Origin of the sequence: Cellulomonas wangsupingiae (assembly GCF_024508275.1) — a bacterium.
GTDB classification, from domain to species: domain Bacteria; phylum Actinomycetota; class Actinomycetes; order Actinomycetales; family Cellulomonadaceae; genus Cellulomonas; species Cellulomonas wangsupingiae.
In genome coordinates this window covers 2,113,648-2,139,659 of sequence record NZ_CP101989.1, presented here as the reverse complement: position 1 = coordinate 2,139,659, position 26,012 = coordinate 2,113,648, and the positions used below count along the sequence as shown (strand labels likewise).

The window sequence follows — 26,012 nt, the reverse complement described above, 5'->3', positions numbered from 1 at the left end:
CTCCACGGGTCCATCCTGCCCTGGACGGTGCAGCGGACCGCGCGGGCGGGCCCGGGGGGGGCGCGCGCCGCCACGACGAGGGAGGACGTGCCGTGCGGGCGATCTGGAAGGGCGCGGTGGCTTTCGGCCTGGTGAACGTGCCGGTGCGGCTCTACGCGGCGACGGGGGAGCACGAGGTGCGGCTGCACCAGGTGCACCGCGAGGACGGCGGGCGCATCCGCTACCGCAAGGTGTGCAGCGTCGACGGCGAGACCGTCGAGTGGTCGGACATCGCCAAGGGGTACGAGACGCAGGACGGCGAGCTCGTCGTGCTGACGGACGAGGACTTCGAGCAGCTGCCGCTGGCGACCGAGCGCGAGATCGAGGTCCTCGAGTTCGTCCCGGCCGACCAGGTCGACCCGATCATGCTGCAGAAGACGTACTACCTGGAGCCCGACAAGACCGCGGCCAAGCCGTACGCGCTGCTGCGCGGCGCCCTGGAGGAGACGGACCGCGTGGCCGTGGTGAAGGTCGCCATCCGCCAGCGCGAGTCGATGGCCGTGCTGCGCGTCCGGGACAAGGTCATCGTCCTGCAGACGCTGCTGTGGCCCGACGAGGTGCGCGAGGCCGACTTCCCCGTCCTCGACGACGACGTGACCGTGCGGCCGCAGGAGCTGACGATGGCGTCCTCGCTCGTCGAGTCCCTCGCCGGCGACTTCGACCCGTCCCAGTACGAGGACGCGTACGTCGCCGCCCTGGAGCAGCTCATCGAGGCGAAGGTGTCCGCCGGTGACACCCGGGCGCCCGCGGCGCCGCCCGCCGAGGAGGAGCCCGAGAGCGGCGGCGGCGAGGTCGTCGACCTGCTCGCGGCCCTGCAGCGGTCCGTCGAGAAGGCGCGGGCGGCACGCGGGGAGGACGAGGAGGAGGCGCCCGCGCCGGCGAAGCGGGCGACGAAGGCGAAGAAGCCCGCGGCGAAGAAGGCCGCGGACGACAAGCCGCCGGCCAGGAAGAAGCCGTCCGCCGGTGACGACGAGGCCGCCGAGGAGGCCACGAGCACGCGCCGCCGGGCCCGCACCAAGGCGTCGTGAGCGCGGAGGAGGACCAGGACCGCGCGGTCGCGACCCTGCGGCGCATCGCCTTCCTCCTCGAGCGTGCCCAGGCCACGAGCTACCGCAGCGAGGCCTACCGGGCGGCCGCGCGGACCGTCGAGCGCGAGGACGGCCGACGGCTGCGCACGCTGGCCGCCGCGGGCGCGCTGAGCGACCTGCCGGCCGTCGGGGCCAGGACCGCCGAGGTGGTGAGCCGCGCGCTCGCCGGCCGGCCGGTGCCCACCCTGGACGAGCTGGAGGACGAGGCGGCGGCGCAGGACGCGACGCTGTCACCGGCGGCGGCCGCGCTGCACGCCGCGCTGCGCGGCGACCTGCACAGCCACACCGACGCGAGCGACGGCGCGGCGCCGGTGCAGGAGATGGTGCTCGCCGAGCTCGAGCTGGGCCGGGACTACCTGGCGGTGACCGACCACTCGCCCCGCCTGACGGTGGCCCACGGGCTGTCCGCCGCGCGCCTGCGGGCCCAGCTCGACCAGCTGGCCGCGCTGGGGCCGGCGGTCGCCCCGTTCCGGGTCCTGTGCGGCATCGAGGTGGACATCCTGGAGGACGGCACCCTCGACCAGGACCCGGACCTGCTCGACCGGCTCGACGTCGTCGTGGCGTCGGTGCACTCCCAGCTGCGGATGGACCGGGCCGCGATGACGCGACGGATGGTCGCGGCCGTCCGGGACCCCGACACCGACGTCCTCGGCCACTGCACGGGCCGTCGGGTGCTCGGCAAGCAGCGGCCCGCGAGCGAGTTCGACGCGCGCGCCGTGTTCGACGCGTGCGCCGAGCACGGCGTGGCCGTCGAGATCAACTGCCGCCCGGACCGCCTGGACCCCCCGCACGACCTGCTCCAGGTCGCCGTCGACGCCGGGTGCGACTTCTCCATCGACTCGGACGCGCACGCGCCCGGGCAGCTCGACTGGCTGCGCACCGGGTGCGAGCGCGCGGCCGCCCACGGCATCGGGGCCGACCGGGTGCTCAACACGCGCCCTGCGTCGCAGGTAGCACGCCGTGGGAAGGGGTGAGAGGCGACACGGGGCGCGCCGACGCGCGGCCCAGCGGGTGGCGCGGTTAGTGTCGGTGGCCGTGCGCACGTCCGCCGTGCCGCACCGCCCCGGCTGTCCCCGGCCGGGGAGCGAACCGAGTACTGAGGAGCACACGCCGTGAGCGTCAACCGCACCGAGCTCGTCCAGGCCGTCGCCGCCAAGGCCGGGCTCACCAACGCCGACACCGACAAGGCCCTCAAGGCCCTGCAGGAGGTCGTCGTCGAGGAGCTCGCCGCCGGTGGCAGCGTGTCGATCCCCGGCTTCCTGGCCGTGGCGCGTGCCGACCGTGCCGCGCGGACCGGCGTCAACCCCCAGACGGGCGAGAAGCTGGAGATCCCCGCCGGCCACCGCGTGAAGATCACGGCGGGCAGCGCCCTCAAGCGCGCCGTCCAGGGCTGAGAACGTCCGACGGCCCCCCGTCGCGCCCGAGTGGCGCGGCGGGGGGCCGTCGTCGTCCCCGGGCCCTGCGCGTCAGGTCACGGCGCCCGGACCGTCGGGGTCCGCGCGTCGCGCGATCAGATGGGGGAGCACCACCCACGCCAGGACGATCACGGCCAGCAGCGCACCGCTCGCCACCCGCCCGGCCGTGCGGGACAGGACGACGTCGAACAGCAGCATCGTCGAGCCCGTCAGGACCAGTGCGAGCGCGGCCAGGCCGGCGCGGGCGAACCAGTGGCCGGCGTCGACCAGCTGGGGCTTCATGCGGCGTCGGAACAGCAGCCGGTGCAGGCTGACCGGCGCGACGATGAGCACCGTCGCCAGCGCGGCCATCAGCACCAGCACCAGGTAGACGTCGCGCTGGTACTCGTCGAGGTCCTCGAAGCGCGACTGGAACGGCAGCGTCAGCAGGAAGCCCGTGAGGATCTGCGCACCGGTCTGCGTGACCCGCAGCTCCTGCAGCAGCTCCTCCCAGTTGCGGTCCATCCGCTCGATGAACGTCTCGTCCCTGCCGTCGTCGGAGCTGTCGGCGGGCGGTCGTGCGGGCCGGGCGTCACCGCCGGTGCGGTCCATCGGGGGAGTCCTCCTGTCGGTCGGCTGCACGGATCATGCCCCCCGGCGCAGGTGCGTGCACGACGGGACGCCCGCAGGGTGCGCCCGGTCGGCGAGACTGGGGGCGTGACCGACCCGCAGCCCACCGCCGTCCGCCACTTCGCCTCCGACAACTACGCCGGCGTGCACCCCGAGGTGCTGGCCGCCGTCGCCGCGGCCAACGTGGGGCACGTGCCCGCGTACGGGGACGACCCGTGGACCGAACGCCTGCAGGAGGTCGTGCGCGACCAGCTCGGCGACGGTGCGACGGCGTACCCCGTCATCAACGGCACGGGTGCCAACGTGGTCGCCCTGCAGGCGATGCTCCCGCGCTGGGGAGCGGTGGTCTGCACCGACGTGGCGCACGTCAACACCGACGAGAACGGGGCCCCCGAGCGCGTCGGCGGGCTGAAGCTGCTGACCGTCCCGGCCCCCGACGGCCGGCTGACGCCCGAGCTCGTGGCGCGGCAGGCCCGGGGCTTCGGCGACGTCCACCGGGCCCAGCCCGGTGTCGTGTCCCTCACCCAGGCCACCGAGCTGGGGACCGTCTACACGCCGGACGCCGTGCGCGAGCTCTGCGACCAGGCGCACGCGCTCGGGATGCGCGTGCACATGGACGGGTCGCGGCTGGCCAACGCCGCCGCCCACCTGGACCTGCCGCTGCGTGCGCTGACGACCGACTGCGGGGTCGACGTGCTGTCGCTCGGCGGGACGAAGAACGGCCTGCTCCTCGGCGAGGCCGTGGTCGTCCTCGACCCCGCGGCCGTCGACGGGGTGGAGTACCTGCGCAAGGCCGACATGCAGCTCGCCTCGAAGATGCGGTTCGTCTCGGCGCAGCTCGTCGCGCTGTACGAGGGCGACCTGTGGCTGCGGTCGGCCCGGCGCGCGAACGCGATGGCAGCACGCCTGCGTGCCGGGCTGGACGCCCTCGGCCTGGACATCACCCTGCCGACCGAGGCGAACGGGGTGTTCGTCCGGCTGCCCCCGCAGGTGGCGGCCGAGCTGCGCCGGCGCTGGCGGTTCTACGACTGGGACGTCTCCGACGGCACCGTGCGCCTCATGTGCGCGTTCGACACCACCGAGCAGGACGTCGACGACCTGCTCGAGGCGCTGCGCACCGCCGGCGCCTGACCCCCGGCCGCCGCACCCACGGGGTGCGGCGGCCGGCCGGTCGGTCAGGCGGTCGCGCAGGACGTGCCACCGAGCGCGAAGCCCGTCGGCGTGCCCGGTGTCCCGCCGTGCGTCGCGTTGAACCCGATCTCCGCCGTGCCGCCCGCGGCCAGCGCGCCGTTCCACGCGGCGTTGGTCACCGTGACGGTCGTCCCGGACTGCGTCCACGTGCCGCCCCAGCCCTGCGTCACCTGGACTCCCGCGGGGAGCGTGAACGTCAGCTTCCAGCCGGTGAGCGCGCGGCCGGTGTTCGTCACGCGCACCGACCCCGACAGTCCCGAGCTCCACGTGCTCGCGGAGTACGCCACCGTGCAGGCGCCGGCCGGGGCGGTCGGGCTCGACGTGGGTGTCGGGGACGTCGTGGGCGAGACGCTCGGCGACGCGGTGGGGGAGGCCGCCGGCGTCGGGCTCGTCGTCGGTGTGGGGCTCGCGGACGGGGTCGGGCCGGGGCCCGCGCCGCGGGCCTGCGACAGGGAGATCCCCGTCGAGCTGCCCGCACCGCCGAGGGGGACGTCGTGGTCGAGGCCGACGAACTTGCCGTCCTGCTGCCACAGCGCCGGCTTCAGCAGCGCGTACTTCTCCTCGTCCCAGGTGGCCCAGTCGTAGCCGAGCAGGCCGCCCGTGTCCCCGGAGTTCGGGTTGAGGACCCAGAAGGTGTGGCTCAGGCGCCGGTCGACGATGAGGTCGCGCAGCGCGAGCATCCACTTCTCGTTCTTGCCGCCGTCCATGAACCCGCCCCACTCACCGATGAGCAGCGGGGCGATGTTCTCCTTGTGCAGGTACAGCCAGTTCGGGTCCCACACGTCGCGCTCGAGGCTCGCGCGGTCGAAGTCGCCCGTGAACCACGGCTGCTCGTAGACGAGCGGTCCGTAGTCGTGGGGGGAGTACACGAGCTGGTCCTGGTGCGCGCCCAGGTCGACGGGGAAGTCCCGCACGCCGCGCAGGTTGCCGCCCCACCAGGTGCCGTAGTAGTCCGTCAGCCCCTTCGAGGACCACGACACCCCGGGCTTGGGGTAGATCTCGATGCCCTCGACGAAGACGAGCCAGTCCGGGTTGATCGCGAGGATCTTGCGCGACGCCGTCTCGGCGAAGTGCTTGAAGTTGTCCTTGTCGGTCGAGCCGTCCCACTTGGCGCGCTCGGTGTCGCCCTGGGTGCCGTGCGGCTCGTTCTTGATGTCTGCACCGATGATCGTGTCGTCGGCCTTCCAGCGGGTCGCGGCCCACTCCCAGCCCTCGTAGACCTTCTCGGTGGTGATGTCGCCCTTCCACCACGTGGGGTAGACGTGGCCGGAGTTGTCGGCCTCGGCGCTGTGCACGTCGAGGAAGACCTTGATGCCGTACTCCTCGCACATGTCGAGCCACTTCTCGAACACCTGCAGGCTGTTGAGCCCGGCGAGCTCCGGGTTGGCGAACTCGTTGACGTTCGGCTTGGTGAACGTCCCGGCCTTCCACTCCAGCAGCAGCTGGGCGGAGATCGGCACGCGGACGACGTTGAGCCCACGTGCGGCGATGTCCTGGGTCAGGGTCCGCATGTTCGCCGACCACAGGCCGTGGAAGACGCGCTCGGTGGCGTTGAAGCCGAACCAGTTGACGCCCGTCAGCCAGACCTCCTTGCCGGATGCGTCGACGATCTGGTTGCCCTCGACGTGCAGCCAGTCGGAGGTCGGTGCGGCCTGCGCCGGTGCGGCGGACAGCACGAGGGGGAGGGTCAGGGCGCCGGCGGCGAGTGCGCTGCCGAGCAGGGTGCGCGCACGGCGCACACGTGAGCTGGACACGGTTCTCCTGAGGAGGACGTCGGGGTGGGGCAGGGTGCGGTGGGTCCCGCCGCAGCGAAGGGGCCCTCCCGGAGTCGTCCGGGAGGGCCCCTCCGTCACGTCAGGCGCGGGGCGCCCGGTTCGTTCAGCCCACGGTGCACGTGGCGCCGTTGAGCGTGAAGGACGTCGGCGCGGTGTTGGTGCCCGAGTGCGCACCGTTGAAGCCGATGTCCACCGAGCCGCCCGCGGCCAGCGAGCCGTTCCAGGCCGCGTTCGCGGCCGTCACGGTGCTGCCCGACTGCGACCAGGTCGCGCTCCAGCCCTGCTGGACCGTCTGGCCGTTCGCGAACGCGAACTTCAGCGACCAGCTGCTGAGCGCCGAGCTGCCGGTGTTGGTGACCTTCACCGAGGCGGTGAAGCCGGAGTTCCAGCTGTTCGCCGTGTACTTCACGGAGCAGGAGGCGCCGGGGTTCACCGTCGGGGTGGGGCTGACCGTCGGGGTCGGGCTGACGGTCGGCGTGGGGCTGACCGTCGGGGACGGGCTGACGGTCGGGGTCGGGCTGACGGTCGGGGTCGGGCTCACCGTCGGCGTCGGGGACGGGTTCGGGCCCGAGCCGATGACCGGGTACGCGTTCTTGACGAGCGTCACGAACTGGGCCTCGAACCACTGGCCGGCCAGCGGAGCGTCCGGCGTGGCGCCGGTCAGCTGGTTGGACAGCTTGGACGACACGTAGGTCGGGTCGCACATGCGGTCGAAGCTCTTGCCCTGATCGTTCGGGATCTCCTTGGACGCGCCGTCGGACTCGCCCGGCGGCTTGATCCAGACGTAGGCGTCGAGGTGCGACGCGGCAGGTGCGCCGGCCGGGGTCGCCTGGGGGAGCTCGCCGATGCCGGCTCCGAGCGGGTTGCACCAGGCGCCGCGGTGCACGCGACGGTCGATGCGCGACTCGTCGACGTAGGTGTCCAGGTTGGTGCTCGTGGAGACCGCCGTCGGACGGTTGGGGCCGCCCCAGCCGTTGCGGGACGTGTCGATCAGCATGCCGGTCGAGGCCGGGAAGCCCTCGGCGACGAGCAGGCTGTGCAGGTGCGCCGTCCAGGCCAGCTCACCGAAGTCCGGGTTCCACTCGTAGAACTTCGCGGAGCGGACCTGGCCGCTGCCGACCTGCTTGTTCGGGTCGGTGAGGAACGGCTCGGCCAGCGGCGTGCTGTTGGCCGTGTTGGTGACGAACCCGTCGATGGACGCGAACCCGAGCCGGGTGGTCTTGGCGACGTCGGCGAACAGCTTGGCGGCGGGGGCGGCGTTGCTGTCCCAGCCGAGCCAGCCGGAGTGGGCGGCGTCGATGTAGGTGTAGACGTTCGACATCGTCTTCAGCTCGTCGAGCGCGTACTTGACGCCCTCGCGGTAGTACGGCGCCGACTGCTGGCAGGCGGCCTCCGAGCTGTTGGTGATGAGGTTCGGCAGCGAGTCGGGCTCGATCGTCGCCGCGATCCGGATGTCCCCGTACTTGGGGTCGGAGAGCATGTCGACGATGGGGTCGATGTACTCGGTCTTGTAGCGGGCGAGGCCGGCGTCGGTCGCGGGGAGCTCGCCGTTGGACGCGAGGGCGTAGCAGTCGCGCCCGGGCAGGTTGTAGATGACGAGGTTGAAGACCAGCGGCGTGCTGCCGGTCTTCTGCTTGAGCGCCTCGTCCAGGTGGAACTTCAGGCCGTTGCCGTCGGCGTTGCCGGCGATCGCGCTGATGCGGTCCATCCACACCGCCGTCGGCTGCTGCGCGACGGTGCGCATCTGCGCGGCGAGGGCGGGGTCGCCGGCACGTGTGGCAGCGCTCTCAACCGTCGCTGCCCAGGTGGGGTTCACGTACTGCTTGGCGCCGGCGTAGGGGTTGTCGACGTGGGCCTCGGCCGCGGTCGCGGTCGTGCTGGTCAGCGTCAGCGGCACTGCGACGAGCGCCGTTGCCGTCGCGGCGGTCGCGACGGCGCGCCAGCGCCGTCCGGCCGTTCGATTGCCGTGTGTGGACACGGGGGTCCTCCGGGGGTCCGTCGGGTCGTACCCGGCCCTCGGCGGCGACGGGTACGAGTCGCCGCGGACATGTCCTCGACGACTGCTGCGGAATCCATCACGCGCGGGCGTCCGCCGAACGGTCGCAAATCGTTTAGGCAAGCCGCCGTTACCGAATCGTGACCTCACAGATCGCTACCGCGCGGCGTGAATGCGCAGGTCAGAGCGTAGTGAACGCACACAACGCACGCCTGTCGCATCAGCGCGACCGTGGCCCCGTGCTGCCCCGCACCGCCAGGCCACCCACCTCGATGTGGCGCACCGGCAAGGGCTGCGAGTCCAGCACCGCCAGGACCGCCTCGCCCACCGCCGTGCCCAGGTCGGTCTGGACGGAGGGGAGCGCCGTGATGGACGGCGTCGCCAGCCGGCACAGCGGCGAGTCGGACATCGCGACGATCGAGACGTCCCACGGCACGGCCAGGCCGGTACGGCGGGCGACGTCGAGGGCCGCGACCGCCATGTGGTCGGTGTCGAACACCACGGCCGACGGCGGGCGGTCTCCCGTCAGCAGCCGTCGGCAGGCGGCGGCGGCCTCCTCCGGCGAGCCGCCCGTCGGCTCGTGCACGAGCGTCGCCCCGCCGGCGTCCAGCGCGCGCTCGAGGCCCGCCGTCCGCGAGCGCGTGCGGTGCAGCGACGCCGGCCCGGTCACCGTGCCCACGTGGCGGTGGCCGAGCTCCATGAGGTAGCGCCCCACGCGTTCCGCCGCGAGCTCGTCCTCCACCCGGACGTTCGCGACCTCCCCGCCGACGTCCCCCGCCCCGACCACGACGGCCGGGATCCGCAGGCGCCGCAGCGCGTCGAGGCGCGGGTCCTCGGTCCGGACGTCCGTCACGACCATGACGTCGAACCGTCGCTCGGCCCACCACTCGCCGTACAGCGCGACCGCCGCCGGCAGGTCGTCGACGACCTGCAGCACGAGCGCCAGGCCGCGCGTGGCGAGCACGTCCTGCAGTGCGACGACGAACTCCAGGACGTGCGCGCCGTACCCGACGGCACCCGTCAGGGCCCGGTCGACCACGAGGCCGACGGCGCGTGGGCCGCTGCGCATCGAGCGCGCCGCGGCGCTCGGGCGCCAGCCGAACTCGTCGGCGACGCGCAGGACGCGTTCTCGCGTCGCCGCCGAGACGCCGGGGCGCCCGTTCAGCGCGTAGGACACGACGGCGATGGACACCCCCGCGGCCTTGGCGACGTCGGTGATCGTCGGTCGGCGGGCGCCAGGGCCGCCGAGAACGGGCTGTGCCCCAGTCGTCGGAGAGACAGCTTCTTTGCCGGTGTCATGTGCAGGAGTGACCACGATCACCTAGTGTTGCGCCCGATGTGGGTGAAAAGCATCAGCTCGACTCCGACGGTGTGGGCGAGGTGTGGAAGATGGTGACTGTCCGACGCGGGGTACCCGCCACGGTGCGTCGGACGATCGGCGTCCTGTCCCCGGTCGTCGGGGGCTTCTACTTCGGGGCCCTCATCGCCGGTGTGGCCCGCGCCGCACGGGGCGTCGGACACCGCGTGGTGGCCGTCCAGACCTACCCGGCCGGCCTCGACCGGGAGCGGTACCCCGAGGAGTCCGTGCTCGACACCCCCGTCGCCCTGGGTGCCGTCGACGGGCTCGTCGTGATCGGCAAGGCACTCAGCCCCGAGCGTCTGGCCGCCGTGCGCGAGTGGGGGGTGCCGGTCGTCCTCATCAGCGAGGACCCCGCCCACCCGGACGACCCGGTCGTCGTGCCCGACAACGTCGGAGGGGTGCGGGCCGCGGTCGAGCACCTGATCTGGCACGGGCACTCCGCGATCGGCTTCCTCGGGAACCTCGGGCAGCGCGACATGCGCGAACGCTTCGCCGCCTACCGCACGACGCTCGCCGAGCACGGCATCGATTCGGACGACTCGTGGTGGTACGAGGCCTCCGACAACCAGGAGCAGGGTGGCGTCGACGCCGCAGCGCGCCTGCTGCAGGCGGGCACGCCGACGACCGCCGTCATCGCGGCGACCGACCGCAACGCCGTGGGCTTCCAGCGTGCCCTGCGGTCGCACGGTCTCGTGCTGCCCCGCGACCAGGCGGTCGTGGCCTTCGACCACGCCGACTCCGGGGCCCGCGTCAGCCCGCGCCTGTCGACGGTCGACGCGCACTTCGGGCGGGTCGGGGAGCAGGCCGTCGGCCTGCTCCTGGCCCGGATGCGGGGGGACGACGTGGCCCCCGGCGAGCACCGCGTGCCGTCGTCGCTGGTCGTGCGCGAGTCGTGCGGGTGCACGGAGGTGACGTCGCCGCGCGCCGGGGACGACGACCCGGCCGGTTCGGACCTGCTGCGGCGCCTGGCGGAGTCCGCCTTCGCCGGCCCCGCGGGCTCCGCCGGCTCACGGCGCGCCGGGCCGGACGCACGCGAGGCCTGGTCGCGAGCGGTGGAGGAGCCCGTCGAGCTCGCCGTCGAGCGCGGCATCTCACCCGCCCCGGCAGCGCTCGGACGGCTCTCCGACCTCACGGCGGCGCTCCAGCCGCACCCCGAGGCGCTCGAGCAGATGGTCACCGTCCTGCGCGCCGTCGAGCAGCGCCGCGTCGCCGGGCTGGGGGAGGCGCGCGCCGGGCACGCGGCCGCGGTGGGCCGCGCCGTCACGGACGTCATGCTCGCGGTCACCAAGGGCTGCACCCGCGCGATGCTCGCGCGCAGCGGACAGCTCGAACGCACCATCGTCGACCAGTACGAGGTCGACATGGACCTGCTCCGGGGCGACGGCGCGAGCCCGCGGGCTCTCAGCTGGCTCCCGCGGGGGGTGCGTGGCCACGCGTGCCTGGGTCTCTGGGTCGGCAGCGACCGGGGCCCGGGCGACCGCGAGATGGAGATCGTCGGCGTGCACGACACCAGCGGGACGTTGTCCCGGCTCGTCGGCGTCCGCACCACCGCGAGCCAGTTCCCGCCCGCGGCCCTGACCCGCGCGGGCACGGTGGGGTCGAACGAGCTGACGTTCGTCGTGCCGGTGACCTTCGGTGGCAGCGACTGGGGCCTGCTCGCGATCGACGGGACGGTCGAGACGCGCGCCACGCAGCCGCGGGACCGGTTCAACCACTGGGCGGCGCTGCTCGCGGTGGCGCTGGACCAGGAGCGCCTGCTGGGCTCGCTGCGGGAGCAGCGCAAGGCGCTGGAGCAGGCCGCGGCGCGTGAGCGCGCCCTGGCGGACACGGTCCGGGAGAGCGAGGAGCGGTACGCGCTCGCGTCGATGGCCGCCCACGACGGCACGTGGGACTGGGACGTCTCGGCCGGCGCCGTGTACTACTCGCCCCGCTGGAAGCAGACGCTCGGCTACGCCGAGGACGTCATCGGTGACCAGCCGTCGGAGTGGCTGGAGCGCGTGCACCCGGCCGACCGTGACGAGCTGTCCGCGGCCATCGCCGCCCAGCTCGCGGGGTGCGGCACACCGCTCGAGCTCGAGCACCGCGTGCGGACGCAGTCGGGCGACTACCGCTGGATGATGTGCCGGGCGGTGACGGTGCTCGACGACGCCGGCTGCCCCGCGCGCCTCGTGGGCACGCTCGTCGACGTCACGGAGCGCAAGGAGGCGGAGATCGCCCTGCAGCGTGACGCGTTGCACGACCCGGAGACGGGCCTGGTCAACCGGCTGCTCTTCCTCGACCGGTTGGGTGCGGCGCTGCTGCGGTGCCGGCGGTCGTCCGCGTACGACTGCGCCATCGCGCTCGTGCGCGTGATCGACCCGGGAGCCGTGGCCCGTGACGACGCGGACCACGCACCGGACGTCCACCGCGAGGTCGTGCGCCAGCTCCGTCGCCCCCTGCGCGAGGGGGACACCACGGCGCGCACGGGCGAGGACGACTTCGCCATCCTCGTCGACGACGTCGGCGCCGGCGGGATGCCGGACCGGCTCACCGAGCTCCTGGAGCGGCTGCGACGCGAGATCGGGCCCCGGATCGCGATCGGGGTCCTCGGGTCGGTGCGCGGGATGCGCGACGTCAACGAGGTGCTGCGGGAGGCGGACATCGTGCTGCTCCGCGGTCAGACCCGCGTCGACCCGCGGAACACGGTGGTCCGCTGACGGCTGCACGACGAAGGGCGCCACCGTGAGGTGACGCCCTTCGTCGTGGCCGCGATCAGTGCGCGCGGTGCACGCGCTCGCCCCGCGAGGGGCCGCGCGACGCCTGCGGGCCGGTGTCGAGGCGGATGCGCAGCGGACGCCCGGCGACGCGGGTGCGACCCAGCCGGTCCACGACCTCCGCCGTGAGGCCCTCGGGGATGTCGACGAGCGCGAAGCTGCCGTAGATGTCGATCTTGCCGACGTCCTTGCCGGTCAGGCCGCCCTCACCGGTCAGCGCGCCCACGAGCGCACCCGGCTGCAGGCCGTCGCGCTCACCGACGGAGACGCGGTAGCGCGGGCGTCCGCTGGGTCCGGTCGTCCCGGGCCGACGGCGGTTGCCGGCGACCGGTCCGCCACGCGTCTCGTCGGCGCGGGTGTCCCGCGCGCGGCGCACGGCGTCGTCGAGGTCCTCGACGTCGGCACCCGGGCCCTCGTCGCCCACCGCGAGCGCGGCGACCGCCGTGAGCAGGTCCAGCGGGTCGAGCTCGGGGTGTGCGGCGAGGTGCTCGCGCACGGCCTCGCGGACCACGTCCAGCCGGCCCGCCGCCATGCGCTGCTCGGTGCGGTTCAGCAGGGCGGTCGCGCGGTGCGCGCTCACCTGCGCCGGGGTGGGGATCGTGATCTCGATGAGTGCGGTCCGCGTGGTGCGCTCGATCTGGCGCAGGCGCGGGCGCTCGCTGGGCGTCACGAACGTCAGGGCCTCGCCCGAGCGCCCGGCGCGGCCGGTGCGGCCGATGCGGTGCACGTAGGCCTCGGGCTCGCGCGGCAGGTCGAGGTTCACGACGAGGCCGATGCGCTCGACGTCGAGCCCGCGGGCGGCGACGTCGGTCGCGACGAGCACGTCGAGGGCACCCGAGCGCAGCCGCTCGACGATGCGCTCACGGTCGGACTGGGCGACGTCGCCGGAGATGTGCGTGGCGGCGATGCCGCGCTGCACGAGCGCGTTGCCGATCTCCTCGGCCGCCTCGCGGGTGCGGACGAACACGATGGCCGCGTCCGCGTCGCTGACGGCGAGGACCCGGGCGAGCGCGCCGGCCTTGTGGCGGTAGGGCACGACCGCGAAGGTCTGCCGCACGGAGTCGACCGTCGACGACTGGCGCGTCACCGAGACGGACACCGGGTTCACGAGGTGCTGGTCGGCGACCCGGCGGATCTGCGTGGGCATCGTCGCGGAGAACAGTGCGACCTGGCGGCCCGACGGCGTCCCGGACAGGACGCGGTCGACGTCCTCAGCGAAGCCCATCCGCAGCATCTCGTCGGCCTCGTCGAGGACGACGAACCGGACGTCCTCGAGGCGCAGCGTGCGTCGCTCGATGTGGTCGATGACGCGACCGGGGGTCCCGACGACGACCTGCGCACCGCGCGCCAGGGCGCGCTGCTGCGGCAGGTAGGGCGAGCCGCCGTACACGGGGACGACCTGCAGCCCGGGCATGTCGACGGCGAAGGACGAGATGGCGTCCGCGACCTGCATCGCGAGCTCGCGCGTCGGGGTCAGGACGATGACCTGCACGGCGGCGACGTCGGGGTCGACGGACTGCAGCAGCGGCAGGCCGAACGCGGCGGTCTTGCCGGTGCCGGTCTGGGCGACGCCCACGACGTCGCGGCCCGCGAGGAGGGCGGGGATGGTCTGCGTCTGCACCGGTGTCGGCGCCGCGAAGCCCAGGCGCTCGACGGCGCTGAGGATCCGGGAGGACAGGCCGAGGTCGGCGAACGTGGCCGGGGCGTCGGTCGTCGTGGGCAGGGCAGCAGACAGGGGGGTGCTCATGGATCACCGTTCGGTGGCAGTGGGGGAGAGCCGGGCGTCGTCAGGACGTCCCGGACGTCGCTCACCCCGAACCAGACCACGCACCGCTGTCAGCGGCGCACGCATGTGCACGAAGAGGGTGGTGGTGGCCGGCGGACCGGCTGCCCACCCCACGAGAGGGGATACGACACGACTCCAGATGTCTCCGACACCCTACCCGGTCCGACCGCGGCGCCGCCGTCGGAACCGGGTGACGCTGCGCACACGGTGCCGCGACGCGGTCATCCCAGGCCGCGGGCGCGACCCTCGATGGCGGGGCAGGTGTCCTGCACCACCACGAGGCCAGCCGCACGGGCACGCGCGACGGCGTCGTCGGCGTGCACGCCGAGCTGCAGCCACACGGCGCGGGCTCCCACCGCGACCGCCTCGTCGACCACGGCGGCGGCCCGCGAGCTGTTGACGAACACGTCGACGACGTCGGGGGGCGCGGGCAGGTCGGACAGGCGCCGGTACCCCGGTGCACCGTGGACGGTCTCGCCGCTGGGGTGGACGGGCACGACCGTGTGGCCGAGCTGCTGCAGGTAGGCGGCCACCGTGTACGCCGCGCGTGCACGGTTCGTGGACAGGCCGACCACCGCCCAGGTGCCGGGCTCGCGGAGCAGACGGTCGATCGTGGCGGCGTCGTCCATGCCCCGAGCCTGCCAGCACCGCTGCGGCCGCGCCCGGGAGCGCGCCTGCGGGTGACGCGCGGCGGTGTCCCGGGCGTGGCAGACGGGGCCCGCCACGGGGCGACATAGGATCGCGGCAGGACGACGGCTGACGGGGGAGAGCGTGACCAAGGAGGCACCGGTCAGTACACGTGTGCTCACGGTGCCCAACATGATCAGCCTCGTCCGGCTGCTCCTGGTCCCCGTGTTCGCGTGGCTGGTCGTCGAGGGGCATGACGCGTGGGCGCTCGCCGTGCTCCTGGTCTCGGGCGCCAGCGACTGGCTCGACGGCGTCCTCGCACGGCGCATGCAGCAGGTCACGCGCCTGGGCCAGATGCTCGACCCGGCGGCGGACCGGCTCTTCATCCTCGTCACCCTGCTCGGGCTGGCGTGGCGTGACGTCATCCCGGTGTGGCTCGTGGTCGTGCTCGTCGCCCGTGACGTCGTGCTCGCGATCATGCTCCTGCTGCTCGCCCGCGCGGGCTACCCGCCGCTGCGCGTGCACCTGGCCGGCAAGGCCGGCACGTTCGCGATCATGTACGCGTTCCCGCTGCTCCTGCTGTCCGAGTGGCCTGCGCCGGTCGGTCCGGCCGCCGGCGTGCTGGGCTGGGCGTGCGCGCTGTGGGGAGTCGCCCTGTACTGGTTCGCCGGTGCGCTGTACCTCACGCAGGCCGCCTCCGTGCTGCATCGCGACGCGCGGGCCGCGAGGACGCTGTGATCCGCCGGCACGCGGAGCCGGGGCCGTCGCGGGCGGCCGACGAGTCGATGACGCTCATCAACGAGGTCTACCGCCGCCCCCTCGACCCGGGGTACCAGGAGGCCGCCGACCGGCGGGCCGCCGGCGCCGCCCCGCGTCGCACGGTGGTCGGCGTGATCGCGCTGCTGGCTCTGGCGATCGCCCTCGGCAACTTCGCGACGGTGTCCGCCGTCGCCCTGCGCAGGCCCGCGCCGGCGGTGCTGCAGGCCCGGGAGCTGCTCGAGTCCGAGATCCGCGAGCGCACCACCCACGCCGACGAGGTGCGGCGGTCGAACGCCGCGCTCGCCGCCGAGATCGCCGAGCTGCAGAACGAGGCCGCGTCGACCGACGACCCGGAGCTGTTCGCCCAGCTGCAGCGCGACGCCGTCGCGGCGGGCGTGGTGGCCGTCGTGGGTCCGGGCCTGCGGGTCGTGCTCACCGACGGCGAGCCGAAGGAGGGCGACACCCAGGACGACGGGAGCTCGCTCGTCCTCGACCACGACCTGCAGACGCTCGTCAACGGGCTCTGGGCGGCAGGCGCGGAGGCCGTGGCCGTCAACGGTGAGCGCATCACGTCGACGACCGCCATCCGCAGCGCCGGTGCCGCGGTCCTCGTCGACAGCACGGCGTTGAGCAGCCCGTACACGGTGGAGGCGATCGGCGACGCGCCGACCATGCAGACCCGCCTGGCCCGGCTCCCGGCGGGGCAGTCGCTCGCCCAGCTGGCGCAGTACGGGATCGACGTGCAGATTTCGGCCCAGCGGCGGCTCGAGCTGCCCGGCCGCGGCCAGATCGCGCTGCGGTCGGCGCAGGTGCTCGACGCCGACGGGACGCCGAGCACGACCGCGGGGACGACCGGGATCGCGTCAGGCGCGCCCGGGGCACCGGCACCGGAGGCCGGGGCCCTTGGGACGGGGTCGTCCGATGTGGCAGGGTCGGGGCGTCACGACGGAGAGGAGACCCGGTGATCGCGGTGATCGGGCTGGTGCTCGGGGTGCTCGCCGGGCTCCTCATCGAGCCGACGGTCCCCGCCAACCTGCAGCCCTACCTGCCGATCGCGGTGGTCGCGGCGCTCGACGCCCTGTTCGGGGGCCTGCGCGCCTACCTCGACGGGATCTTCGACGAGCGCGTCTTCCTCACCTCGTTCTTGTCGAACGTGGTCGTCGCGGCGCTCATCGTCTTCCTGGGCGACCAGCTCGGTGTCGGGTCGCAGATGACCACCGCCGTGATCGTCGTGCTCGGGATCCGGATCTTCTCCAACGCCGCCTCGATCCGTCGGCACCTGTTCAAGGCATGACGAGCGCGGACCCGCCCCGTCCGGGGCCCGACGACCCGCCGGTGCCGAGCTCCCTGCCCGACGACGGGCCCGTCATCGACCCGCGCGACCCGTTGGGCCTGGGTGACCTGCCCGTGAGCGACGCGCAGGACGCCGGGGACGCTCCGGACGTGCCCGTGACGGACACCGCCGCGCACGACGTCACGGACCCCGGCGTGGATCCCGAGGGGCCGCGCGACGAGCACCCGGGCGGACCGGACGTCGTCGACGAGGCCGGTGCCGCGCCGTCGCCCGCGCCGGCCGAGGACCCGCAGGACCTCCGGTCGCCGGAGCCCGCCGAGGTGCTGCAGGGTGCCCCGGTGCCCGAGGCCGCCGACACGCCGGAAGGTCCGGCGGCCACGGTGGTGCGCCCCCCGCGTTCAGGCTGGGCGCGCCTGGGCCACGCGATGCGACCCCGGAGCACGCAGGGTCAGCTGATCACCGCCGGGCTGTGCGCGCTGCTCGGCTTCGCGCTCGTCGTGCAGGTCCGCCAGACCACCGAGACGCAGCTCGGTGCGCTGCGCCAGAACGACCTCGTCCGGCTCCTGGACGAGACGACGACGCGCACCGACGAGCTCGAGCAGGAGGCGCTCGACCTGCAGCGCGAGCGCGACGAGCTGCTGTCGGGCTCGGACCGGCAGCAGGCCGCGCTCGACGCGGCACGCCGCACGGCCGCGATGCAGGGCATCCTCACGGGCCGGCTGCCGGCCACGGGCCCCGGCGTCCGCATCACCCTGACCGAACCGGACGGCGAGATCCGCCCGGCGACCCTGCTCCACGTGCTCGAGGAGCTGCGGAACGCGGGGGCGGAGGCCATGGAGCTGAACGGCCGGCGCATCACCGCCAGCAGCTCGTTCACCGGCACCCGCGGCGCCGTCGTGCTCGACGGCGCCCCCGTCGTCTCGCCCTTCCGCTGGACGGTCATCGGCGACCCCGACACCATCGCGCCCGCGCTCGAGATCCCTGGCGGCGCGCTGGTGCGGGTGCGTGCCGACGGCGGCCGCGGCACCGTCGAGAAGTCGGACCGGGTCGACGTGACGGCGGTCCGGTCGCCGCAGGAGCCGGTGCACGCGACGCCCGTCGCCGACGAGGAGAAGTGACCTCGCGTGGCGCCCGACCGCGCTCCGCGGGTGGGTGTCACCCGACCAGCCGCCCGCGCGTGCTGCGCAGGCGCGCCGACACCGCATAGGGTGAGTCCCGCAATGCTGGGTCGACGGCGAGCACGCTCGCGCACGTGCCCGCGACCGACACGGAGGTGCGTATGAGCGACGACCGACGACCCGCCAGCGGTGGGTCGCCCGCCTACCGCGGTGACGGTCCGGACACGACGGTCAGCTTCGGGTCGCTGGACCCGGCCGAGCTCGAGGTCGCGCCCGTCGGGCTCACGGCGGACGAGGCCGCAGCCGTGCACGCGCTGCCGCCGACGTCCGCGCTGCTGATCATGCAGCGCGGGCCGAGCGCCGGCGCGCGGTTCCTGCTCGACGCGGAGCGGACCACGGCCGGCCGCAGCACGAGCGCCGACATCTTCCTCGACGACGTGACCGTCTCGCGCAAGCACGCGGAGTTCGTGCGCGACGGGCAGCAGGTCGTCGTGCGTGACATCGGGTCCCTGAACGGCACGTACGTGAACCGCGCGCGCATCGACGCGGCCGTGCTGCGCCCCGGGGACGAGGTGCAGATCGGCAAGTACCGGATGACGTTCCACCCCAGCCCCCACCGTGTCGCCTCCTGAGCGCGCGGTGACGGGTGCGGTCGAGCAGACCGCCGAGCCTCTCGCACCCGAGCCGTGGCCTCGCGGCATCTCGCGGCGCGCGTCCATGCGGATCTCGGACGTGCTGGCGGCGCTGCGCCTGGAGTTCCCTGCGGTGACGACGTCGAAGCTGCGCTTCCTGGAGGAGCAGGGCCTCGTCGCGCCGGTCCGGACGCCGGCGGGGTACCGCCAGTACTCGCCGGCCGACGTCGAGCGCCTGCGCTTCGTGCTGCGCCAGCAGCGCGACAAGTACATGCCCCTGAAGGTCATCGGTGAACGCCTCGCGGCGCTGGACGCGGGGGAGGACGAGCAGACCCCGGTCCGCGCGCGTCTCGCCACGAGCAACGGCGTGACGCCCGCTCCGGACCGGCTGACCGCCGAGCGGCTCGCGCAGGAGGTGGGCACCACGGTGGAGCTCGTGGCGGAGCTGGTCGCGCAAGGCGTCCTGCGGCCCGGTCCGCGCGGGGTCTTCGACCCGTGGGCGCGGGAGGTCGTCGCGGTCGCGGCGTCCCTCGCGGACCACGGCATCGACCCCCGGCACCTGCGCACGTTCCGCGCGGCGGCGGACCGTCAGGCGGACCTCGTGGACCAGGTCGTGGCGCCGTGGCGCGGGCAGCGCAGCGTGTCCGCCCGGGCGCGTGCGGGCACCCTGGCGGCCGAGGTGGGGGAGCTGTGCGCCCGCATGCACACCGCGCTCGTCCGTTCCGCGGTCCACGACCTGGCGCCCTGACCCACCCGTGCGGGTGCCCGGGCGTCTCCCGGCAGACGGCGCGCGCTTCGCGACGTAGCGTGGGTGCGTGGGCGGCGTCGAACCCGAGATGGTTCCGGTGGAGGTCGTCGGCGTGCGTACGCACCTGGCCGACGACGAGATCGTCGTGCTGCTGCTCGACCCGGACGCGGCCCTGCTCGTGCCCATCCTCATCGGACCGTCCGAGGCCTCGGCGATCGCGTCGGCCCAGGCGGGGATCGTGCCGCCACGGCCGATGACGCACGACCTGCTGCGCGACGCGCTGCTCGCCGCGGGTGCGTCGGTCCACCACGTCGAGATCAACCGGCTGGAGGACGGCGTGTTCCACGCCGCGCTCGTGCTGGCCACGGGGCGGCACGTGGACGCGCGGGCGTCCGACGCGATCGCCGTGGCCCTGCGGTTCGGGTGCCAGGTGCTGTGCTCGGCGGAGGTCGTCGCCCTCGCCGGGGTCGAGGTGCGGCCGGCCGCCAGCGAGGAGGACATGGCGCAGTTCCGCGAGTTCCTCGACCAGGTGTCGGCCGAGGACTTCGAGACGGGGACCGACCCGGGAGCAGGCGGTGGCGGGCGCGACGGCTGAGCCGTCCGGGTGAAGACTCTCGACATCCACCTGAAGGTGAGACGTGTCCCTCACGACACGCCGGGCACGGTTCGTTGCACCCCCGACCGTGCGGGCCTAGCGTGACGGACGTACCAGTACAGCGCGGCCGCCTCGCGGCGCCGCCGAGGGAGGGCCCCGTGATCAGCAACGAGAGTGCCGACGACTCCGGCACGATCCCGCAGCACGCGCAGGGCCTGCTGTTCGACGACGACCTGCCGGACCGCGACATGACGACCGGCTACCGCGGCCCGACCGCCTGCCGCGCCGCCGGCATCACGTACCGGCAGCTCGACTACTGGGCGCGCACCGGACTGGTGGAGCCGTCGGTGCGTCCCGCCACCGGCTCCGGGACGCAGCGGCTCTACTCGTTCCGCGACATCCTCGTCCTCAAGGTCGTCAAGCGACTCCTCGACACCGGCGTCTCGCTGCAGCAGATCCGCGCGGCGGTCGGCCACCTGCGCGAGCGCGGCGTGGACGACCTCGCCCAGATCACCCTGATGTCCGATGGTGCGAGCGTCTACGAGTGCACGTCCGCGGACGAGGTCATCGACCTGGTCCAGGGCGGGCAGGGCGTGTTCGGGATCGCCGTCGGCCGCGTCTGGCGCGAGGTGGAGGGCACGCTCGCGGAGCTGCCCACCGAGCGTGCGGACGACGACGCGTCGCCCGCCGGGCCGCCTGCGCACGACGAGCTCGCCCTACGTCGCCAGGCACGTACAGCCGGCTGACCCGCGCACCTGACGTCAGGCCCGTCCCGTGGGGGGCGGGCCTGACGTCGTCCTCGACGTGGGTGGCGCCGGCAGCGGGGGAGGAACGCCCGCTCAGCGACGAGCGGTGCGCGGCGCGCGCAGGGCGCGCTCGAGCAGCTGGTCGAACACGTCGGCCAGCTCGGCCGCGGCCGCACCCGGCCAGACGTGCACGGGCTGCGCGGCGCCCTGCGCCTGCTGGAGCGCGGCGCGCTCGGGGACGTGCGGGGTGAGGACCAGCGGTCCGTAGAGCGTCTGCAGCTCCTGCAGACGGTAGGCCTGCTCCACCGAGCGGGCCCGGACCCGGTTGACGGCGATCCCGAGCGGCTGCAGCGCCGGTGCGGGCCCGCGGCGCAGCTCGTCGATGGTCCGCATCGCCCGGCCGACCGCCATGACGGCGAACAGGCCCGGCTCGGTGACGACGATGGCGCGGTCGCACGCCGTCAGGCCGGTGCGCGTCAGCCCGCCGAGCGACGGCGGGCAGTCGACCAGCACGAGGTCGTAGCCGGTGACCCACGACAGCGCGTACCGCAGACGGTCGGCGTCGGAGTCGTCGACGCGGTCGTGCAGCACGGACCGCTCGGAGCCCGTAAGCACGTCCAGGCCGTCGTCGGCCCAGGGCGAGCGGGCGGTGGCTGCGGCCACGGACTGCGCGGACGGGTCGTCGAGGACGGCGGCGACGTCGCCCTGTCCGGCGACCGTCCCGAGGGCCATGGTGGAGTCGCCCTGGGGGTCGAGGTCGACGACGAGGGTGCGCAGACCGCGCTCGAGGGCCGCCGAGGCGAGCCCGAGCGTCACGGAGGTCTTGCCCACGCCGCCCTTGAGGCTGCACACACCGAGGACCAGCACGCGGCCACCGTAGCCGGGAGAGGCGCTGGTCACGAAACCCCGCAGCGACACGCGCGCCGCGCCGTGCCGACACGGCGCCCGGAAGCGGTGCCGACGTCCTGATCTGCGCCAGGATGGGCGTTATGGCGCTCACCCTCACCCGCCTCGGCCACTCGTGCGTCCGCGTCACGACCACCGACGGATCCTTCAGCATCGACCCCGGTGGCTTCAGCGACGTCGCCGCGGCCCTCGACGGCGTCGCGGTGGTCCTCGTGACCCACGTGCACCCCGACCACGTCGACCTGGCGGCCCTCGCGGCGGCCGACGGCGTCGACGTGCACGCGCCGGCGGAGGTCGTGGACGCGCTCGTCGACGCCGGTGCGCGGCGCGACCGGCTGCACCCGGTGCGCGCGGGTGACGTCCTCGACGTCGCGGGCGCGCGCGTCGAGGTGCTCGGGGAGCTGCACGAGGTCATCCACGCCGACCTCCCGCGGCCGGCGAACGTCGCCTACCTCGTCGACGGTGCGCTGCTGCACCCGGGGGACTCCTACACGCAGCCCCCGCCGGGCACGCAGGTCGACGTGCTCCTGGAGCCCGTCGGAGCCCCGTGGCTGCGGCTGGGTGACGTCGTGGACCACGTCCGGGCCGTGCGGCCCCGTCGCGTGGTGCCCGTGCACGACGCCCTGCTCAGCGACGCGGGCCGCGCGAGCGCCCAGCGGCTGCTCGGCCAGCTCACGACGGGGCGGATCGTCCCGCTGGCGACGGGGGAGGAGCTCGCCGTCGAGTGACGGCACACTGCGTCGCCGCAGGTCGCGGGCCCACGACGGCGCGGCTACCGTGGACGCCGGCGGAGAGGAGCCGGACATGACGGAGTCGTTCGAGGACGCGCAGGTGCCCGAGCTGGAGTACGACGAGACGATCCCCCCGAGGCCGGAGGAGGAGATCGCCGACGCGGCCCGCACCGCCCCGGACCCCGCCGGGCACGGGGGAGACGACGTGACCGCGCGCGTCGATGCGCGGCAGGCGGACCCGCAGGCGCGCGAGACGCCCTGACGCGCGCCTCGACCGCCTCGCGGCACCGGTACGGCATGCTGAGCGGGTGCTGATCCGACGCGTCGACGAGGACGACTGGCAGACCGTGCGGGACGTCCGGCTGCGCGCCCTGCGCGAGTCGCCGGACGTGTTCGGCTCCTCGCTGACCCGCGAGGAGCGCTTCGCCGAGTCCCACTGGCGGATGCGGCTGCGGACCAGCGTGACGTGGGTCGCGCTGGACGACGCGCAGGTGCCGCGTGGGCTCGTCTCCCTCATCCAGGAGCCGGGGTCGCCGGAGGACGACCGGCACGTCGTGTCCCTGTGGGTGGCACCCGAGGTACGGCGCACCGGCACCGGGTGGGAGCTGCTCGACTCGGTGGTCCGCGGTGCGGCGACGCAGGGCGCGGCGACGGTGTCGCTGTGGGTCGTCGAGGACAACGCCTCGGCCGTGGACCTGTACGTCCGCGCCGGCTTCACGCGCACCGGTGAGCGCCAGGCGCTGCCTCGCGACCCGGACCGTACCGAGGAGCGCTACGTGCGGCACACCGATCAACGAGGGCTCGCGGCCGGCTGACCCGGGCGGGGGAGAGCCCTGTCCGTTCTCCAGCAAGTTGTCCTGGTGGCGGGGCTTTGACCTGCGGTGGGGCAGTGCGGACAGGCCCGTTGCTGGTGGCGGGAGCGCCGCGTCAGAGTGCGGTCTTGACGCTGCTGCGAGGGTCGTCCACCAGGTACCTCCGGTAGAAGCTGCCGTCGTGAGCACTGCCTCGCCAGGGGCGAGCCAGGTCCAAGGCGATGTGGAACTGCGGGTCGTCGCGGTTCAGGTCGGCGAGGACGATCGCCTCGTCGCCGGCAGCCGCAGTCAGGGACGTGCCGTCGGGGCCGAACACCTCCGCGGGGACGAGCTGGCGCCTCTGTGCGACGGAGGAGACGGCGACCCAGTAGGTGTTGATGGCGGCCATTGCCTGCGCCTTGGTCCGGAAGATCGCATCGATCGGGTAGGCGGGGAGGAGCAGGCAGTCCACCCCGAGCGCGGCGTACTCGGTGAACACGTTCAGGAAGTTGATCTCCACGCACACCGCGATGCCGAAGCGGTACCCGTCCACCTCGAACATCGTCGGATCGGTGCCGGGGGTGTAGTGGTGCAGGGTTTCGGCGGCGGAGCAGAAGCGCTTGTCGTAGCGGTCGACCACCCGACCGGTGTCGGAGATGACGTACATGCTGTTGTGGGGTCGGTGCGGTGGCGTCAGCGGGTGGCTCGAGCCGAGGACCACCCACAGGCCGAGCTCGCCGGCGAGCTCGGCCACGGCCTCTGTCTCCTCGTGAACCACCGACCAGTCCACGTCGGCGAGGTCGCCGACCTGCTCCTTGGCGTAGCCGGAGAGGTGTCCTTCGGGGAAGAGCACCAGGCGCGCTCCCTGGGCGGCCGCGGTGCGCATCAGCTGGCAGGTCACCGCGCCGTTGCGGCGCGGGTCGGGGCTGGCGGTCGGCTGGGTGACAGCGACGCGGACGGTGCTCATGGCGGTCACTCTGTCGCGCGGGTCCGACATCGCCGGGGACCGCACCGGAGCCGCGTGGTGGCGCCAGGTCGCGCCAGCCCGACCGGCACCTCTGCCATCCGGAGAGGAACCGTGACTGCTGCGTTGATGCGGCGGGCTTTGGCGACACGAAGAACGTCCGGGCGCGCGGAACTGCTCCGGCGGTCGCACAGGACGGGGCCCATCTCGGCCGATGTACCGGGAGGGGGTGGTCGGCCCGGTGGTGACATCAGGGGCCACGCAGGGCGATGTTTTGACATAATGCACATTATCGGCGAACGCTGGGCAACTGCGGAGCGGGGTACGTCGTCCGTGATGCCGGCGGTTCGCGCGGCGAGCAGCCATGCTGCGCGAACCGACCACACGTCGGCCCGGTGACGTCGCGTTCCACAGATGCGCCACCCGCGCACCGGTGCGCGGTCGCTGCGCGGAACGCTCGTCCGCATGGACATCCACGACTCCGCAGGCTGGGCCGCACCGGGGCCCGACGACGACCTGCCGGTGCTGCCGGACCACCCGCTGCGTGACGAGGACGACATCCTGGCGGTGATGCTCTCGCTCGTCGGCCCGGAACGTGCCGGACCGCCGGCGCTGTGGCTCGTGCTGCTGGACGCGGAGGGCATGATGCTGCCCGTCGTGCTGCCGCTCGTCGGGATCCCGTTGCAGCCGGACCTCGGTCAGGTGCGCCAGGTGGTCGTCGCGATGGCCGACATCCTGGCGCACGACGCCCCGGGCGGCTCGCTCGCGGCGGCGCTCGTGCGGGCCGCGGGCGGCGACCGCGGCTCGTTCGAGCGCACGTGGGAGCACGTGCTGCGCACCGCCGCCGCCGACCGCGGGGTCCGCGTCAGTGCCGTCGTCGCGGTCGGCGAGCACCGTGCTCGCGTGCTCGGCACCTGACAGGCTGCGGCCGTCAGGCGACGTCCACCGGCCCAGGTGGAGAGACGCGCAGGCGTCAGGCGGGCCCGGGTGCGGCCTCGTCGATCGCCGCCAGCTGCTCGAGCGTCGGCTCCCACAGCGCCGCCGCGACGTTCGCGTGGACCTGCTCAGGGGTCCGGGCGCCGGAGATGACGGACGCCACGGCGGGCTGCGCGGCCAGCCCTCCGAGCGCGACGGTCGGCAGGTCGACCCCCCAGGCCTCGGCGAGCGTCGAGAGCGCCTCGATGCGGTCGAAGTCCGCCGCGGCCAGCCGCTGCGGCATGCGCGACAGCCGGCTGCCGGCCGGCGCCTCCTGCCCGCGCCGGTACTTGCCGGTCAGCAGCCCCGAGGCGAGCGGGACGTACGGCAGGATGCCGACGCCGACGTGCTCGGCGGCGGGCACGAGGTCGGCCTCGGCACCCCGGTCCAGCAGGTTGTACCGGTTCTGCGCGGACACGAACGGCGTGGTCCCCGCCGTGCGAGCCACCCAGTCGGCGTCGACGACCTGCCACGCGCTGAGGTTCGACGAGCCCAGGTACCGGACCTTGCCCTCCAGCACCAGCTCATGGAGCGCCGCGAGCGTCTCCTCGACGGGGGTCGCGGGGTCCGGCGCGTGCAGCTGGTAGAGGTCGACGTAGTCGGTGCCCAGGCGGCGCAGCGAGCCCTCGACGGCGCGTCGCACGTACCGGCGGGACCCCCGGGCGCCCCAGTCCGCGCCGTGGAGACCACGCACGTCCATGCCGAACTTCGTCGCCACGACCACGTCGTCACGCCGGCCGCGCAGCGCAGCGCCCAGGAGCTCCTCGCTCTGGCCCGGCACTCCCCCGTACACGTCCGCGGTGTCGAAGAACGTGACCCCGGCGTCGATCGCGGCGTCCACGACCTCCGCGACGCCGTCGGGCGCCAGGGTCGCCCCGAAGGTGTTGCACCCGAGGCCCGCCGTCGAGACGGTCAGGCCGCTGTCGCCGAGCCGGCGGTAGGTCATGGTCATGGGCACCACCCTAGGCACCGCCGGCGCGCACCCGAGGCGGCACTCCCCCACCCGGGACGGCGAAACGGGACCATTCGGGTGACACGTTGCTGCCGACACCTCCCGGCGCGCGACGCCACCCGGATCCTGACAGGGTGTGTTCACCAGACCTTCACGGCGGGC

At 74.0% G+C, this 26,012-nt stretch carries 26 protein-coding genes; 17 read left to right on the top strand and 9 right to left on the bottom strand.

The features are described 5' to 3' along the window. The first annotated feature begins 92 nt into the window (after positions 1 to 92). The 3 genes from ku to NP075_RS09905 all read left to right on the top strand — a co-directional run bounded on the left by ku (position 93) and on the right by NP075_RS09905 (position 2,521). Positions 93 to 1,067 (top strand): non-homologous end joining protein Ku, encoded by a 975-nt coding sequence (gene ku, locus NP075_RS09915; RefSeq protein ID WP_227563029.1) that lies wholly within the window; start codon positions 93 to 95, stop codon positions 1,065 to 1,067. Further along, positions 1,064 to 2,101 (top strand): PHP domain-containing protein, encoded by a 1,038-nt coding sequence (locus tag NP075_RS09910; protein ID WP_227563028.1) that lies wholly within the window; start codon positions 1,064 to 1,066, stop codon positions 2,099 to 2,101. Before ku ends, NP075_RS09910 begins: the two co-directional genes overlap by 4 nt. A gap of 138 nt (positions 2,102 to 2,239) precedes the next feature. Continuing rightward, positions 2,240 to 2,521, top strand: coding sequence for an HU family DNA-binding protein (locus NP075_RS09905; RefSeq protein ID WP_227563027.1), 282 nt, complete (start codon positions 2,240 to 2,242; stop codon positions 2,519 to 2,521). Between the two features lie 72 nt (positions 2,522 to 2,593). On the opposite strand, the gene NP075_RS09900 is transcribed toward NP075_RS09905, so the two are convergent. Further along, entirely contained in the window at positions 2,594 to 3,133 is a 540-nt protein-coding gene (locus NP075_RS09900; protein ID WP_227563026.1) for a DUF6328 family protein, read from the bottom strand. Positions 3,134 to 3,238: 105 nt separating this feature from the next. Between NP075_RS09900 and NP075_RS09895 the strand changes: the two genes are divergently transcribed. Continuing rightward, on the top strand, positions 3,239 to 4,282 hold the full coding sequence (locus NP075_RS09895; protein WP_227563025.1) for a threonine aldolase family protein: 1,044 nt from the start codon (positions 3,239 to 3,241) through the stop codon (positions 4,280 to 4,282). Between the two features lie 44 nt (positions 4,283 to 4,326). Here the strand turns inward: NP075_RS09895 and NP075_RS09890 are convergent, their stop codons facing one another. The 3 genes from NP075_RS09890 to NP075_RS09880 form a co-directional block, all read right to left on the bottom strand. Next, entirely contained in the window at positions 4,327 to 6,096 is a 1,770-nt protein-coding gene (locus NP075_RS09890) for a cellulase family glycosylhydrolase (RefSeq protein ID WP_227563024.1), read from the bottom strand. A 124-nt stretch (positions 6,097 to 6,220) separates the two neighbouring features. After that, entirely contained in the window at positions 6,221 to 8,095 is a 1,875-nt protein-coding gene (locus tag NP075_RS09885) for a glycoside hydrolase family 6 protein (RefSeq protein WP_227563023.1), read from the bottom strand. 238 nt (positions 8,096 to 8,333) lie between these two features. Then, positions 8,334 to 9,428: a LacI family DNA-binding transcriptional regulator gene (locus tag NP075_RS09880; protein ID WP_227563022.1), complete on the bottom strand. Its 1,095-nt coding sequence runs from the start codon at positions 9,426 to 9,428 to the stop codon at positions 8,334 to 8,336. Positions 9,429 to 9,502: 74 nt separating this feature from the next. Between NP075_RS09880 and NP075_RS09875 the strand changes: the two genes are divergently transcribed. Further along, positions 9,503 to 12,169 (top strand): substrate-binding domain-containing protein, encoded by a 2,667-nt coding sequence (locus tag NP075_RS09875; protein WP_227563021.1) that lies wholly within the window; start codon positions 9,503 to 9,505, stop codon positions 12,167 to 12,169. 55 nt (positions 12,170 to 12,224) lie between these two features. Here the strand turns inward: NP075_RS09875 and NP075_RS09870 are convergent, their stop codons facing one another. Together NP075_RS09870 and NP075_RS09865 are read right to left on the bottom strand one after the other, a co-directional pair. Then, positions 12,225 to 13,973 carry a DEAD/DEAH box helicase gene (locus NP075_RS09870; protein ID WP_227563020.1) on the bottom strand — a complete coding sequence of 583 codons (1,749 nt, stop codon included), beginning with the start codon at positions 13,971 to 13,973 and terminating at the stop codon, positions 12,225 to 12,227. Between the two features lie 260 nt (positions 13,974 to 14,233). Then, complete coding sequence (locus tag NP075_RS09865; RefSeq protein ID WP_227563019.1) at positions 14,234 to 14,641, bottom strand: CoA-binding protein; 408 nt, start codon at positions 14,639 to 14,641, stop codon at positions 14,234 to 14,236. A 142-nt stretch (positions 14,642 to 14,783) separates the two neighbouring features. Here NP075_RS09865 and clsA point away from each other — a divergent pair, with 142 nt between their 5' ends. The 8 genes from clsA (at position 14,784) to NP075_RS09825 (ending at position 20,531) form a co-directional block, all read left to right on the top strand. Beyond that, positions 14,784 to 15,377, top strand: a complete 594-nt coding sequence (gene clsA, locus NP075_RS09860; protein WP_348519248.1) for a cardiolipin synthase ClsA — start codon at positions 14,784 to 14,786, stop codon at positions 15,375 to 15,377. Then, the gene (locus tag NP075_RS09855) at positions 15,374 to 16,363 is read left to right on the top strand and encodes a DUF881 domain-containing protein (protein ID WP_227563017.1); all 990 of its coding nucleotides are present in this window, start codon (positions 15,374 to 15,376) and stop codon (positions 16,361 to 16,363) included. Before clsA ends, NP075_RS09855 begins: the two co-directional genes overlap by 4 nt. After that, positions 16,360 to 16,692, top strand: a complete 333-nt coding sequence (locus NP075_RS09850) for a small basic family protein (RefSeq protein WP_191779508.1) — start codon at positions 16,360 to 16,362, stop codon at positions 16,690 to 16,692. The genes NP075_RS09855 and NP075_RS09850 overlap by 4 nt, the downstream gene beginning before the upstream one ends. 41 nt (positions 16,693 to 16,733) lie before the next feature. Beyond that, positions 16,734 to 17,810 (top strand): DUF881 domain-containing protein, encoded by a 1,077-nt coding sequence (locus NP075_RS09845; RefSeq protein WP_227563016.1) that lies wholly within the window; start codon positions 16,734 to 16,736, stop codon positions 17,808 to 17,810. 161 nt (positions 17,811 to 17,971) lie between these two features. Beyond that, positions 17,972 to 18,442 (top strand): FHA domain-containing protein, encoded by a 471-nt coding sequence (locus NP075_RS09840; RefSeq protein ID WP_227563015.1) that lies wholly within the window; start codon positions 17,972 to 17,974, stop codon positions 18,440 to 18,442. Beyond that, positions 18,429 to 19,190 (top strand): transcriptional regulator FtsR, encoded by a 762-nt coding sequence (ftsR, locus tag NP075_RS09835; RefSeq protein WP_372456671.1) that lies wholly within the window; start codon positions 18,429 to 18,431, stop codon positions 19,188 to 19,190. The genes NP075_RS09840 and ftsR overlap by 14 nt, the downstream gene beginning before the upstream one ends. A gap of 88 nt (positions 19,191 to 19,278) precedes the next feature. Next, on the top strand, positions 19,279 to 19,785 hold the full coding sequence (locus NP075_RS09830; RefSeq protein ID WP_227563223.1) for a bifunctional nuclease family protein: 507 nt from the start codon (positions 19,279 to 19,281) through the stop codon (positions 19,783 to 19,785). 158 nt (positions 19,786 to 19,943) lie between these two features. Then, entirely contained in the window at positions 19,944 to 20,531 is a 588-nt protein-coding gene (locus tag NP075_RS09825; RefSeq protein WP_284439888.1) for a MerR family transcriptional regulator, read from the top strand. A 93-nt stretch (positions 20,532 to 20,624) separates the two neighbouring features. Here NP075_RS09825 and NP075_RS09820 read toward each other — a convergent pair whose 3' ends face one another. After that, on the bottom strand, positions 20,625 to 21,398 hold the full coding sequence (locus tag NP075_RS09820) for a ParA family protein (protein ID WP_227563014.1): 774 nt from the start codon (positions 21,396 to 21,398) through the stop codon (positions 20,625 to 20,627). A gap of 122 nt (positions 21,399 to 21,520) precedes the next feature. Here NP075_RS09820 and NP075_RS09815 point away from each other — a divergent pair, with 122 nt between their 5' ends. The 3 genes from NP075_RS09815 to NP075_RS09805 all read left to right on the top strand — a co-directional run bounded on the left by NP075_RS09815 (position 21,521) and on the right by NP075_RS09805 (position 22,983). Continuing rightward, a complete protein-coding gene (locus tag NP075_RS09815) occupies positions 21,521 to 22,165 on the top strand; it encodes an MBL fold metallo-hydrolase (RefSeq protein ID WP_227563013.1) in 645 nt (214 codons plus the stop codon). 76 nt (positions 22,166 to 22,241) lie between these two features. Further along, positions 22,242 to 22,430 carry a hypothetical protein gene (locus NP075_RS09810; RefSeq protein ID WP_227563012.1) on the top strand — a complete coding sequence of 63 codons (189 nt, stop codon included), beginning with the start codon at positions 22,242 to 22,244 and terminating at the stop codon, positions 22,428 to 22,430. Positions 22,431 to 22,476: 46 nt separating this feature from the next. Further along, positions 22,477 to 22,983, top strand: coding sequence for a GNAT family N-acetyltransferase (locus NP075_RS09805; RefSeq protein ID WP_227563011.1), 507 nt, complete (start codon positions 22,477 to 22,479; stop codon positions 22,981 to 22,983). 112 nt (positions 22,984 to 23,095) lie between these two features. Here NP075_RS09805 and NP075_RS09800 read toward each other — a convergent pair whose 3' ends face one another. Beyond that, positions 23,096 to 23,926 carry a carbon-nitrogen hydrolase family protein gene (locus NP075_RS09800; RefSeq protein WP_227563010.1) on the bottom strand — a complete coding sequence of 277 codons (831 nt, stop codon included), beginning with the start codon at positions 23,924 to 23,926 and terminating at the stop codon, positions 23,096 to 23,098. Between the two features lie 462 nt (positions 23,927 to 24,388). On the opposite strand from NP075_RS09800, the gene NP075_RS09795 reads away from it, so the two are divergent. Continuing rightward, positions 24,389 to 24,841 (top strand): hypothetical protein, encoded by a 453-nt coding sequence (locus NP075_RS09795; RefSeq protein WP_227563009.1) that lies wholly within the window; start codon positions 24,389 to 24,391, stop codon positions 24,839 to 24,841. Positions 24,842 to 24,896: 55 nt separating this feature from the next. Here the strand turns inward: NP075_RS09795 and NP075_RS09790 are convergent, their stop codons facing one another. After that, the gene (locus tag NP075_RS09790; protein WP_227563221.1) at positions 24,897 to 25,844 is read right to left on the bottom strand and encodes an aldo/keto reductase; all 948 of its coding nucleotides are present in this window, start codon (positions 25,842 to 25,844) and stop codon (positions 24,897 to 24,899) included. Positions 25,845 to 26,012 lie beyond the last annotated feature (168 nt).